This window comes from Nocardia vulneris, from assembly GCF_001613425.1.
GTDB lineage: Bacteria > Actinomycetota > Actinomycetes > Mycobacteriales > Mycobacteriaceae > Nocardia > Nocardia vulneris.
In genome coordinates this window covers 22,578-34,898 of the sequence record NZ_BDCI01000021.1, presented here as the reverse complement: position 1 = coordinate 34,898, position 12,321 = coordinate 22,578, and the positions used below count along the sequence as shown (strand labels likewise).

At 70.4% G+C, this 12,321-nt stretch carries 10 protein-coding genes; 4 read left to right on the top strand and 6 right to left on the bottom strand.

All coding sequences use genetic code 11. From position 1 onward, the window contains the following. Positions 1–32 precede the first annotated feature (32 nt). The 4 genes from NVU01S_RS22165 to NVU01S_RS22150 form a co-directional block, all read right to left on the bottom strand. Complete coding sequence (locus tag NVU01S_RS22165; protein WP_043665820.1) at positions 33–815, bottom strand: ABC transporter permease; 783 nt, start codon at positions 813–815, stop codon at positions 33–35. Continuing rightward, complete coding sequence (locus NVU01S_RS22160; protein ID WP_043665817.1) at positions 812–1,804, bottom strand: ATP-binding cassette domain-containing protein; 993 nt, start codon at positions 1,802–1,804, stop codon at positions 812–814. Before NVU01S_RS22160 ends, NVU01S_RS22165 begins: the two co-directional genes overlap by 4 nt. Further along, on the bottom strand, positions 1,801–2,532 hold the full coding sequence (locus NVU01S_RS22155; RefSeq protein ID WP_043665814.1) for a hypothetical protein: 732 nt from the start codon (positions 2,530–2,532) through the stop codon (positions 1,801–1,803). Before NVU01S_RS22155 ends, NVU01S_RS22160 begins: the two co-directional genes overlap by 4 nt. A 146-nt stretch (positions 2,533–2,678) precedes the next feature. Continuing rightward, entirely contained in the window at positions 2,679–3,701 is a 1,023-nt protein-coding gene (locus NVU01S_RS22150; RefSeq protein WP_043665811.1) for a glutathione S-transferase family protein, read from the bottom strand. A 38-nt stretch (positions 3,702–3,739) separates the two neighbouring features. On the opposite strand from NVU01S_RS22150, the gene NVU01S_RS22145 reads away from it, so the two are divergent. Then, positions 3,740–4,534: an enoyl-CoA hydratase/isomerase family protein gene (locus NVU01S_RS22145; protein WP_042256223.1), complete on the top strand. Its 795-nt coding sequence runs from the start codon at positions 3,740–3,742 to the stop codon at positions 4,532–4,534. A gap of 106 nt (positions 4,535–4,640) precedes the next feature. Next, entirely contained in the window at positions 4,641–5,906 is a 1,266-nt protein-coding gene (locus NVU01S_RS22140; RefSeq protein ID WP_043665808.1) for a class I adenylate-forming enzyme family protein, read from the top strand. Positions 5,907–5,913: 7 nt separating this feature from the next. Here the strand turns inward: NVU01S_RS22140 and NVU01S_RS22135 are convergent, their stop codons facing one another. Then, positions 5,914–6,660, bottom strand: a complete 747-nt coding sequence (locus tag NVU01S_RS22135; RefSeq protein ID WP_043665805.1) for a tyrosine-protein phosphatase — start codon at positions 6,658–6,660, stop codon at positions 5,914–5,916. A 416-nt stretch (positions 6,661–7,076) separates the two neighbouring features. Between NVU01S_RS22135 and NVU01S_RS22130 the strand changes: the two genes are divergently transcribed. Next, positions 7,077–7,556, top strand: coding sequence for a hypothetical protein (locus tag NVU01S_RS22130; protein WP_042256226.1), 480 nt, complete (start codon positions 7,077–7,079; stop codon positions 7,554–7,556). A gap of 40 nt (positions 7,557–7,596) precedes the next feature. Beyond that, positions 7,597–8,775: an amino acid deaminase/aldolase gene (locus NVU01S_RS22125; RefSeq protein WP_043666215.1), complete on the top strand. Its 1,179-nt coding sequence runs from the start codon at positions 7,597–7,599 to the stop codon at positions 8,773–8,775. A 13-nt stretch (positions 8,776–8,788) separates the two neighbouring features. Here the strand turns inward: NVU01S_RS22125 and NVU01S_RS22120 are convergent, their stop codons facing one another. Continuing rightward, positions 8,789–12,157: an AAA domain-containing protein gene (locus NVU01S_RS22120; RefSeq protein WP_244467138.1), complete on the bottom strand. Its 3,369-nt coding sequence runs from the start codon at positions 12,155–12,157 to the stop codon at positions 8,789–8,791. Positions 12,158–12,321: the final 164 nt, after the last annotated feature.

The window sequence follows — 12,321 nt, the reverse complement described above, 5'->3', positions numbered from 1 at the left end:
GCCTACCGACACGTCCTTGTTCCCGGCGGGGGTCAGAGGTCGCGCGTGCGCAGCGCCCACCAGCCCGCCCCGGCGAGGCCTGCGGTCCACAGCAGCAGGACCACCACCCCGACCGGTCCGGGAGCGAGGAAGGGGTTGTCGGCGAAGGAGCCGATGGCGATCGTGCTGATGGTGGCCGAACCCGGCAGCAGCGTGACGAATCCGTCGATGCCGAGGCTGTGCGCGACCACCCAGACCAACGGTTCGACGATGATCAGCCAGCCGAACACCGCGAGCAGCGCCGTGGACGTCGAACGCAGCAGCAACCCGAGCCCGGCACCGATCAGCGACCAGCAGATCGCGGCGAGCAGCCCGCCGCCGAGTACCGCGAACAAGTCGAGACCGGCCTGGAATTTGCCCCGCCCGAAGCCGAACAGCGCCGCGAGCGCGACCAATTCCACGGCCAGCGCGGTGAGCGCCGCGCATACGCCGGTGACGACCAGTTTCGCGATGGCGAGCCGGTCGCGGTCCGCGCTGAACAGCGCGGTCACCGGCATCGAGTGGTGCCGGAATTCCGCGCCGCTGCCGAGCACGCCGAACACCACGGCGGCGAGTGTGACCGCGGCGAGGCCGATGTACAGCCCGTTGGTCGCGGCGCCGGTGACGGGTTCGCCCTTGGGATCCGGTTTGCCCGCCAGCAGGGCCGTGGCCACGGTCGCGATCAGCGTGAGCGCCAGGGGCAGGGCCGCGAGGATCCGGTTCGGCCCGGCCGTGACGACCTTGCGGACCTCGGAGTTGACGGACGGGACGAGGTCGGGCGGCAGGGTGATGATCATCGTGGAATCCCGTAGGGCATCGGCGGGGTGGGGGCCGCGGTACCGGACAGGCCCGGGTAGTGCGCGGGCGCCGGGGTCGGCGGTCTGGTCAACGAGGCGAGTACCCGGTCGGGATGGATCAGGTCGGGAACGACACTGTCCAGCCGCACCTGCGCCGCCGCGGCCGCGTCCCGGATCTCGGTTTCGGTGGCCTCCGCGACGGCGAGCCTGCCGTCGGGCCGGATCACGGCGTCGGTGAAGCCACGGGCGGCCAGCGTGGTGGCCAGCGCGATCGGAGTGGACGCGGCGACCACGAGCCGGTCGGGATGCCCGCGCCGCAGCCGGGCCGGGCTGCCCTCGTAGACCACCGCGCCCGCGTTCAGCACGATCACCTCGTCCGCCCCCGGCAGCACCGCGGCCAGGCTTTCGCTGGTCACCACGGCACTGCCGCCACGATGGGCGTGCCGGCGCAGAAAGTCTTGCAACCAGCCGCGTTCCGCGGCGTCGAGGCCTTCCATCGGTTCGTCCAGGACCAGCAGTGGCGGGTCGGCGAGCAGGGCGGTCGCCAAGGCCAGCCGGGTCTGCTGCCCGGCCGACAGTGCCGCGCCTTTGGTCCCGGCTTCCGTGCCGAGGCCGACCAGGTCGAGCACCTCGTAGACCCGCGCGTCCGGCACGCCGACGGCCGCCGCGTACACCCAGAGGTGATCGCGGGCGGTCCGGCCGGGATGTATCCCGCGCGGTGCCAGCACGCCGCCGACGACCTGCGCGGAACTCGCGCTGTCGGGGGACCGGTGCGTGCCGGGCCCACCGATCGCCGCGGTCCCCGAGGTCGGCTCCAACAGCCCGAGCAGGATGCGGACGAGGGTCGACTTGCCCGCCCCGCGCGGGCCGACCAGCGCGGCGGTGCTGCCCGACGGGACGGTGAAGCTCACGTTCTCGACCGCGGCGACCAGCCCGTACCGCTTGGTCAGCGCGCGGACGGAGAACGCGAGTGGGCGCACGGCGCTCACCGCGGCGTCGTCGGCGGTTGCGGCTTGACCGGGTCGATCGCGGTGAGCGGGTCGGCGTCGATGACCAGGTGCCGGTCGGCGGGCCAGACCACCGGCGCGGGCCCGAAGGCCTTGCGCGCGTTCTGGATCGTGGATTTGCCCATCGCGCGGTTGCCGACCCCGCCGATCACCGCGCCGATGCCCGCGGGCACCACCTTGCCCGCCATCAGCGCGGCGCGCCGGGTGATGAAGCGGATGATGAAACGCTTGAGCAGCGAGTCGTTCATGGAGGAGAGGCCGGGGATCCGGTTCGCGAACACCGTGCCCCAGTTCTTCGCCGAGGTGCCGACGGTCTTCTGCACGATCTCCATGCCGCCCTCGCCCAGGACGACGGCGAGCACCAGGGCTCTGCGCTGTTCCTTGTCGTCGGGCGAGATGCCGTGCACCGCCGCCACCGCGAGCGTGAAGAGGGCGGAGACCTCCATGAAGAACGTGGTCTCGGCGCTCACCGCGGCGACCGCCGCGACCGTGCCCACGCCGGGGACCGCGGCCGTCGCGCCGACGGCGCCGCCGCTGCCGGTCACCGCGAGCAGGTACTGGTTCTCCAGCCGCGCGATGACCTGCGCCGGGGTTTCGTCGGGATGGGCGCGCCGGATCCGATCGACATACTTGGCGACCGCGGGGGCCTGCAGGCGAGACCCCGTATCGAGCAGCTGAACCACCGTCTTCTCGAACGCGCCTTTGAACATCGGCGGCACCCTCCTCTTCCAGTCTGCTGGTTGAACTGTAGGGCACCGGCGGATCGGCCCGCCGGACGCCGCGGCCACAGTCCTCAGCTCGTCATGACAACGATGTACCCAGCCGGATCGGTTCCAGCCGATCCGATTCGCCCGGGTCAGTTCGGCTGGTGTCCCGCCGGCACCTGTTCGGCCGACGCGGGCGGGGGCGGCGGGGTGCCGTCGCCGAAAGGCCGTCCGCCCAACGCTTCCCGGCCGTGCGGGGTCAGCCAGTTCGCCAGGTCCGGTCCCTTCGGCACGATGCCGGTCGGGTTGATATCGCGGTGCACCACGTAGTAGTGCTCCTTGATCTGCGCGAAATCGATGGTGTCGCCGAATCCGGGGGTCTGGTAGAGGTCGCGCGCGTAGGCCCACAGCACCGGCAGCTCGCTCAGCTTGGACCGATTGCATTTGAAGTGCCCGTGATAGACCGGGTCGAACCGGACCAGCGTGGTGAACAGCCGCACGTCGGCCTCGGTGATCGTGTCGCCGACCAGATAGCGTTGCGCCGCAAGCCGTTCGGTGAGCCAGTCCAGGCGGGCGAAGAGCCGGTCGTAGGCGGTCTCGTAGGCGTCCTGCGCGCCCGCGAAGCCGCAGCGGTACACCCCGTTGTTGACGTCGCGGAACACCGCGAGATTCACCTCGTCTATCTCCGCGCGCAGCGCTTCGGGATACAGCTGGGGCGCGCCGTCGCGGTGCAACGCGGTCCACTCGGTGGAAAAGTCCAGGGTGATCTGCGCGTAGTCGTTGGTGACCACCTGTCCGGTCGGCACGTCCACCACGGCGGGCACGGTGATGCCGCGCGGATAGTCGGGGAACCGGGCCAGGTAGGCGTCGCGCAGCCGGGGGATGCCGAGCACCGGATCCACTCCACCGGGATCGAGATCGAAGGTCCAGCTGAGCTTGTCGTGCGTCGGGCCGCACAGCCCGAGCGACAGCGCGTCCTCGAGACCGAGCAGCCTGCGTACGATCAGCGTCCGGTTCGCCCAGGGGCAGGCCCGCGCCGCCACCAGCCGGTAGCGGCCCGGCTCGACCGGGTAGCCGTCGCGGCCGTCGGCCGTGATCCGGGTGGTGATGTAGTTCGTATCCCGCTTGAACTCGCCTGGTTCGACGTAGGAACCGTTTTCCACCGACTTGGTCACCCGAACAGTCTGGCAGATTCTGGTCTTAGGCTCAGGGCATGACAGACACGAAGGCCACGCGCCTGGAACGGCAGAGCACCGACGGCGGCGCGGAGGTGGCCACGCTGACGCTGGCTCATCCGCCGCTGAACCTCTTCGATCAGGCCATGCTCGACGCCCTGATCGCGGACATCGCCGACCTCGCGGCGAACCCGCCGCGCGCGGTGCTGCTGCGCGCCGAGGGCAAGGTGGTGTCCGGCGGTGTCGATGTGCACGTCTTCGACGGGTTGTCGATCGAGCAGGGCGCGGAACTGTGGCGGACCCTGTTCGCGCAGATCATCCATCCGCTCGAGGCGCTGCCGTGCCCGGTGGTGTTCGCCGCGCACGGGTTGACCCTGACCGCCGCCTTCGAGATCGCGCTGGCCTGCGACATCATCCTGGCCGCGCCGAAGGCGAAGTTCGGGCTGGTGGAAACCGTTGTCGGACTGACCCCCTCGATGGGCGGCCCGCAGCGGCTGGCCGAGCGGGCGGGCTCCGGGCGCGCACGGGAATTCGTGATGACCGGCGACCTGTACGACGCGGCGACCATGGCCGAGTGGGGCGTGGTGAACGCGGTGCACGACGACGTCGACACGGCGGCAAAAGAATTGACGCACCGGCTGGCCCAGGGCCCGACCGTCGCGCACGCCGCGACCAAGAAGATCATCGAGGCGTGGCGTTCCGGCGGTGTGGCGCATGCGGATTCGGTGACCCCCGAGGTGTCGGGCGCGCTGTTCGACACCGCCGACCTGAAAGGCGCGGTGCGCAGCTTCCTCGAGGTCGGGCCGGGCAAGGCGACCTACACCGGGCGGTGACGGGTAGGGGGTGACAAGCAGGACACGTTCATCGCCTATCGCCGCGAAATTGTGACGCGCGTCATATAGTCGCAATGCCTGCTGACTCGAGGCGTGCGGAGGACGGATGTCGCAGTTGCTCGTCGAATACCCCCTGTCCCGTCCGCATGCGCGCGATACGCCGTTGGCGCGCGGCGCCGACGGCGTGTTGCGCTACGGCAATCTGACCCCCGCGCTCACCGAGTTGCTCGATCTACAGGTGCACGCCTTCTCCACCCGCGAGGCCGTGGTCGAGATCGGTGGCCCGCGGATGACCTACCGCGAACTGTGGCACTCGGCCTCGCGGATCGCGGGCGGGCTGCAAGAGCACGGCATCGGCTACGGCGACCGGGTCGCGGTGCACATGCCCGCGGGCGTGCGCTGGGTGCAGGCCTTCCTCGGCGCGCTGCTGAGCGGTGCGGTGCCGGTGCTGGTGCACGACGGCCTGCCCGATGCGGTGGCCGAACAGGTGATCGCCGACAGCAGTGCGGATTTCGTGCTCGGCCGCGATATCGCCCGCGGCGCGGACCTGCCCGACGGGGCCGCCTTCATCGATGACGGTGCGGCGCTGGGTGATCTGGCCTTGCTCAGCTACACCAGCGGGACCCCGCTGTGTCCGGCCACCGCGCCCAAGGGCGTGGAGCTGACCAACGAAAACCTGCTCTCGGCAATACGTTCGGTGGTGTCGGCCCTCGATCTGCCGACCGACGGCCTGCGCAATCTGGTGTTGCTGCCGCTGGCGCACGCCAGCGGATGCGTCGACCAGCTCTTGCCCACGTTCGCGGTGGGCGGCACCGTCGTGCTGGCCAGGGACTGCCGCGGGCTCGCGGAAGCCATTGTGGCCGAACGGATCGACATGGTGTCGGCGACGCCGCGGATCTTCGCGGGGCTGCTGCCGGAGTTGGCCGCGCTGCGGGCCGACGGCTTGGACACCGGTGGCATCGCCCGGATCAGCAAGGCGGGCCATCGCGCCGAGCGCGCGGCCACGCCCGCGACTCCCGCCGATCTGGCCGCCGAATTACGCGCCATGTTCCCGGCCGCGCGGCAGTGGTCGGTGTGGGGCGCGACCGAGACCAGCGGCATCGGCCTCGCCCTGGACGACTCACTGGCCGCGGCCGATACCGACTCGGTGCTCGGATTCCCGTTCGGCGGTACGGAATTGGCGCTGTACGGCCCGCGAGCCGAGGCGGGGCACGGGGAGCTGCTCTGCCGCGGTCCGAACGTCACGCCGCGCTACTGGAACGACCCGACGACCACCGCGGCCCGCTTCACCGGAACCTGGTTCCACACCGGCGATCAGGTCACCATCGATGCGGACGGTCTGGTGCGCCGCGGCGCGGCCCAGGACGAATGAACCCGCCTCACTCCAGCATTCGGTCGCGCAGCCGGGTGCGCAGTTCCGGTGTGATCCCCGCGGTCGTCAGGTAGGTGTCCACGTCGCCGTGCAGCTCATGCATCGAGTTGGTCGCGATATTCAGGTATTCGTCGCGAACGCCCAGCAAGTCCACCGAGAGTTCCTCCCCGGCAAGCAGTTTCGTGGTCATCATGGCGCGCAGCGCGGGGATGGCGCCGTTGCTCAGCCGGTAGTCGGCCTGCACGTCGGCCTCGGTCACGCCGACCGCGCGCAGCAGCGTGGCCACGGCCCAGCCGGTGCGGTCCTTGCCTGCGGCGCAGTGCACGAGCACGGCGCCGTCACCACGCACGATCGACTCGGCGATGGCGGTGATCGCGGCGTGCGCCTCGGGCAGCGCCGGGAACATCCGATAGACCTCGAGCATGTGCCGGAAGGCCGAATCGGGGGTGGCGTGATGTGGGGGCGCCTCGGCCATCCGCGAGTCGAACGGTGTGACCGTCACCCGGACGTCCTCGGGTACCCGGTCGTGGCCGATGTGGTCGATCTCGCGCTCGCCGCGCAGGTCGTGCACGTCGCTGACGCGCAGGTCGCGCAGGGTGGCCAGGCCGACCTCGTCGAGTCCGGTGAGTTGGGCCGAGCGCAGCAGCACGCCGGGGCGCACCTTGGCGCCGTCGATGGTGCGCAGTCCGCCCAGGTCGCGGAAGTTGAAGGTGCCGGAGATGAAGTACTGGTCGGCAGGCGGCGAGAGAGTCACCGATCCAGGCTATCGGCCCGCCGGGGTCGGGTGGGTGTCGTTCCCGGATCGGGTTTCGCACGGGATGGTGACCGTTTTGTGCCGTTCACCTGTGTGATCGGCCACAGCTGCCGGGTCTCACGTGTACCCGCCAGTACAGTAGACAACGGTCTGCTTTCCGGCCGGGCAGGGCTGGGAGTGACCCCGAGAGAAGGTTTTCGGCGCAGGGCAGGGGGGTACCCCTACGATTCCGTTTGGGTAACAAAACATTCTTTCAGTCTGGAATTCCCCACTGAACCTGTTCTTAAACCCCGAAAACCCTCTACCATTGATGAACGTTGGACCGGGCAGCCTGGGATTTCCAGCGAAGTGCCCGCCATGTTCAGCGAGTCGCGCCGACGAGGGTGCGCGAGTTCTTTTCGCCGAGGGAGTCGTCGTTGAGCGTACGTGGAGACATAGCGGAGGTACGGCTACGGCCGACCATCTGCGAGGCCGTCGAAAAGGCGGCCGCCTCACTGGACCATTCCGGTGTACGGGCGCTGCGGGTGCTGTTGCACGCCGGTGTGAGCGCATATTGGCCGCTGGTGAAGGCCGCACCGTGCAAGCAGGTCCGCGCTTACGAAGCGACGGTGCAGACGCTGCGGGAGCGCTGGGATACGCAGACCGATTGCCTCGCCGACCCGGCCGCGACGGCGGTGTACCGCGAGATGGACACCGAAGTGGCTGCTTTCCTGCAGCTGTGTGCCGACCGTTCGGGCGCGCAGTGGCTGGAACCGGTGGAGGCCATCGCCGCCTATGCCGTTTCGGTACTGCAGGGCACCGTGTTGCGCTGGCTCGCCGACTGCAATGACGAAACAATGCTGGTAGTGCTCGACGATCTCGTGAGCAGTCTGGCCACCAGGGCCGCCGAAGTCTAGATACTGGACGCCTGACCAGTTTGGTGGTTGAGTGGGTTTCGTGAGCGCCCCGACACCCTTCGCGCGTCTGCACGCGGCCACCGCCGAGCTCGATCCCCCGCTGGCCGCGCTCGATCTGAGTACGCTGCGCGCGAACGCCGCCGCCCTGGTGCAGCGCGCCCGCGGCGTCCCGATCCGGGTCGCCAGCAAATCCGTCCGCTGCCGCGCCGTACTCGAAGAGGTACTCGGCGCCGACCTCACCGCCGCCGGCGGGTTCGCGGGCATCATGTCCTACTCGCTGCCCGAGGCCATCTGGCTGGTCGGTCGCGGTGCGCGCGACGTGCTGCTCGGCTATCCGACCGTCGATCGCGCCGCGCTGGCCGAACTCGCCGCCGACGACACCCTCCGCGACTCGATCACGCTGATGATCGACGATGTCGCCCAGCTGGCACTCATCCGGGCCGCGCTCGGTACCGACCGGGTGCGCCCGCGCGTCTGCATCGATGTCGACGCCTCACTGCGGCTCGGCCCGGTGCACATGGGTGTACGGCGCTCACCGATTCGCACCCCCGAACAGGCCGCCGCGCTGGCGGCCGAAGCGCTGCGGCGCGGCTTCGACGTGGTCGGCGTGATGACCTACGAGGCGCAGATCGCGGGCCTGCCCGACACGAATGTCGCGGTGCGCCTGATGAAACGGGCGTCGGCGGCCGAAATCACCAAGCGCCGTGGCCGAGTACTCGACGCGGTGCGTTCGGTGACCGGCAAGCTGGAGATCGTGAACAGCGGCGGTACGGGTTCCCTCGAGGTCAGCATCGCGGACCCGGAGGTCACCGAGGTGACCGCGGGCTCGGGGCTCTACGTGCCGACGCTGTTCGACCACTACCGTTCGTTCACGCCGCACCCGGCGCTGTTCTTCGCCACCTCGGTGCTGCGCCGGCCGACTCCGTCGATCGCCACGGTTTTCGCGGGCGGCTATATCGCCTCCGGCCCCACCGGACCGTCGCGGGCGCCGAAGCCGGTGTGGCCCAAGGGATTGAAGCTGCTCGGCGCCGAAGGTACCGGCGAGGTGCAGACCCCGCTCGCCGGCGCCGCGGAACTCCGGATCGGTGACCGGGTGTGGTTCCGGCACGCGAAGGCGGGCGAACTCTGCGAACGCTTCGACCGGATCCATCTCGTCGACGGCGACGGCACCCGCACCACCGTGCCGACCTACCGCGGCGAAGGCACCTGCTTCGGCTGAGGCGCCGCGGCGCTCATCGCGACAAACGCAGGAACCCCGCCAGATCGGGCAGCTCGTCGGGGCAGGCGGGCAGATACTCGGTGAGCAGCGGCGAGCGGATGATGATCGCCTTCCACATGGCGCGGCACAGGGCGGCGTGAATCAGGGCCCGGGACAACAGGAACGGCATGCCGTAGGGCGCGTCGGCGGGGCTGGACGTGGTCATCGACAGCAGGACCACCGCGGCTTCCCGGCCGCGGAACCGGTCCGGCGTGCCGACCAGCACATCCTCGATCTTGGCCCGGGCGAGCAACGTTCGGATGCGCCCCACCTGGGCGGCATACGGCGTGACGACGAAGATATCGTGCGGGTGCAGCCGCCGGGTCGTCGTGCCGCTGCTCCAGTTCATGGTGAGCAGCGCGCGCACCCGCCGGACCACTTCGCGGGCCTCCTCCGCGGATTCGGTGGCATTGCCGTGGTGCGGCACCAGTACGGTGCTGACCCCGGCCGGTTCGCCGTCGAGTTCCCTTGCCCGGGTCACGGTTTCGTTGGCCCGCAGGCGGCCGTCGTAGTACAGCCGGGAGATCGGGTCGCAGACGTTCGGATGCATCCGCCAGGTGCGATCGAGGAAGTAGCCGCGCGCCGCGGGCAGCGTGTGCCGCCCCTCGGCGAGCCAGCCGAGCACCGATTCGCCGACCGGCTCCGGATGCGCGCTGTGCGGGACGGGCGGCACGGGATCGCCGAGCAGCAACAGGTTTCGCGCGCCGACCCCCACCGCGACCGCGTCGGCCAGCGGGAACCGGCCCGCGTCCGCGATCACCAGCAGGTCGAGACTTTCCCGCGGCACCATGTCCTCGTTGGCGAAATCGGTGGTGGTGCCGCCGAGTACGCAACCGCTGATGGCGTTGTCCAGGAACCGTGCGTAGCGGCTCGCGTCGATGACCGCCCACTCCGGGCCCACCGACTCGACGTCCTTCTTGGCGACCAGCTCCGGCAGGACGCCGACCCGCACGACCGCGTCGAGCAGGTTCTCCACCGTCGAATGCGACTGCCCGACAACGCCGATCCGCCATTTCTCCTTGGTGACCAGGCGCTCGAGCACCCGGGCCGCGGTGGCGGTCTTACCGGTGCCGGACGGGCCCTGCACCGCCAGGTAGGAGTGATCCAGCGCGCGCATCGCGGTGGTGATCGCGGCGGCGTGGTCGCCGTGCACCTCGGGCAGCGAGGCGCCCGCGCGCAGCCGGGGCGGCCTGCGGGCGAGTAGATCGAAGACGGCGCCCTCCGGGATGTCCGGCAGCGCGACGAGCAATTCCTGTGCCGCGTATTCCACGGCGATCTCGGCATGTTCGTCCCAGGCCGGTAGGCCGGGCGCGATCGCGGTCGGTAGCTCGTCGTACGGTTCGCAGCCGTCCGGTAGCAGTTCCTCCAGCCGCACGGTGTCGTCGAATTCGGCGTCCACCGAACAGCCGAGCACGGTGGCGACGGCGGTGGCCCGGCGCCCGACCGCGGTGACCATGCCGGCGGCGGCGGGCCGGTCGTAGAAGGTGTAGACGGTGGTCCCCGGTGTCAGCACGGTAGCGGGCCCGGGGCCGCCACCGTGCCAGCGCGAGCCGATCCGTCCGGTCAGCGTCAGGTAGCGCCGCATGGTCGGACGGTCCGGGCTGCGATGCCACTTGGTGTCGACGGTGCCCCATTCGGCGATCAAAACCCCCGGGGCGTCGGCCCATTCGTCGACGGGATGGCTAAGCCGGTCGACATGGGCCCACCACAGCGGCTGGCGTTCGCGGCGGTGATAGCCGAGCGCCGCCGCCATCATCGCGGCCACGTGCCGCGGTTCGTCCTGTGCCGCGGCGTATTCGGCGAGCGCCGCCTCGAACGAGGAGGGCCGCGACGGCGGCATGGGCTCGGTCTCGTCGGGGCCCGGCACCTGGCACCAGGACACCGCCCGCTCCAGCGTCACCGCCTGCGGGTCGATCCGCTGTTCGGCCGCGCGGTCGAGCAGCCAGTCCCGCAAGCGCAGCACGGTCAGGCAATCCCGTTGCGCGGCGGGCGAATGCGCGGCGCCGGGCAGCAGTCGGGCCAGCTTGCTCAGCCGGTAGGAACGTTCCCCGACGATCAGCGCGTTGCGCACGATCGGGTACAGATCGACCAGCACGCCGTCGCACAGCAGCTCGTCCACGATCTCTTCCCCGACACCGGAGCTGCCGCTGCAGCGCAGCAGCGCGGTGCGCACCGCCGAGGTGTAGTGGTAGACGTGCATGTCCGGATACATCCGCCGGCGCTGGGTGAGGTAGTCCAGCACCTCTTCCAGCGCCCCGCGCTGCCCGGCCGCTTCGCTGCCCGGTACGCCTTCGGTACCGAACGGCCCGCGGAAACTCAGGTGGACGGTGCCGGGCCCGCCGACCTCCACCGACAAGGCGGTACGCACACCGCCCTCGACCGTGAGTGACAGGTCGCCGGGGGAGGGCGGCGGTAGCGCGCCGAGCGCGATCGGGTCGAGCAGGCTGTGCGTCGGCGCGCCGGAATCCTCCCGGCGCAGCTGGATTTCGGCCTGCCTGCGCAGTGCGGTGAAGGTGCGCGGCGGTACGCCACGGACGCTGCCTTCGGTGCCGGCCAGCCGGTCGATGGTGTGCACGCCCGCTTCCCGCAGCCTGGCTCGCGTGGTGCTCGCCATGCCCGCGACCAGCAATAGATCGCGCGCGGCCACCGCGGCCGCGGTGCAGACCGCGCAGCGCCCGCACGCGAGATAACGCGGATCGCCCCACTGCACGGGTAGCAGCTCGCTGAGTTTCTCGTCCAGGATGTGCGCCACGCGCCGCCTGCGCGCCCGGTACACCGGCACCAGATCGTGCGCAGCGTACGCGGTGTGGTCCGCGCCGAGGTGCAACCGCAGCAGCGGACCGGTCAGCGAGCCGCTGTGGTCGACAGCGTCGGCGCAGGCGGCGAGTTCGAGTGCGGCGCCGACGCGTTCGGGCCGCCCGGGCGCACTGCCGTGCACGGTGTAGCGCACCCGGTGGTCCGCGCGCACCAGAACATCGCAGGAGCAGTCGAAGCTGCCGTCGAAGAAAGTGGCGCCGGCGATCACCGGCGCGCCGGCGCGCAGGGCCGCGGTGGTTTCCTCGGCGGCGGTGCGCAGGGCGGTGAGGGTCGTTTCGGGACTGCCGGATTCGTGCTGCGGCACCGGGATCTGCACCATCGCGCTGCCGAAACGGGCGCGAAAGTCGCTGAGCCTGCGGTCCCTGGCCGGATCGGGTTGTCGGGGCGGCGCGGTCGCCGGGTCGGTGGTCGCGGAATCGGCCGCGACCGTACCGAGTTCGGTGTCGAGGGCACGCAGCAGCGCGAATTCACAGCGCGCCGCGCGCACGAGATCGACGGCGGAGCAGACGACACGATCACCGAACACGAACAAACGCGGCCCTCCTGTGTCTCTGCGGGACACCCCCACCCGGTCGGCGCCGATGAGCGGCTCGCGCCATTGTCGCTCATCACACGTCGAGTTATCGCGGGACACCCGCTGCCGTTAGCGCTTCATTACGCACCGGACGGCAACACTGTAGCTAGCCGGTC

Bases quoted from the DNA above. Each gene is read 5' to 3' on its own strand.
- NVU01S_RS22165 (WP_043665820.1), bottom strand. From the start codon at position 815: ATGATCATCACCCTGCCGCCCGACCTCGTCCCGTCCGTCAACTCCGAG.
- NVU01S_RS22155 (WP_043665814.1), bottom strand. From the start codon at position 2,532: ATGTTCAAAGGCGCGTTCGAGAAGACGGTGGTTCAGCTGCTCGATACG.
- NVU01S_RS22145 (WP_042256223.1), top strand. From the start codon at position 3,740: ATGACAGACACGAAGGCCACGCGCCTGGAACGGCAGAGCACCGACGGC.
- NVU01S_RS22140 (WP_043665808.1), top strand. From the start codon at position 4,641: ATGTCGCAGTTGCTCGTCGAATACCCCCTGTCCCGTCCGCATGCGCGC.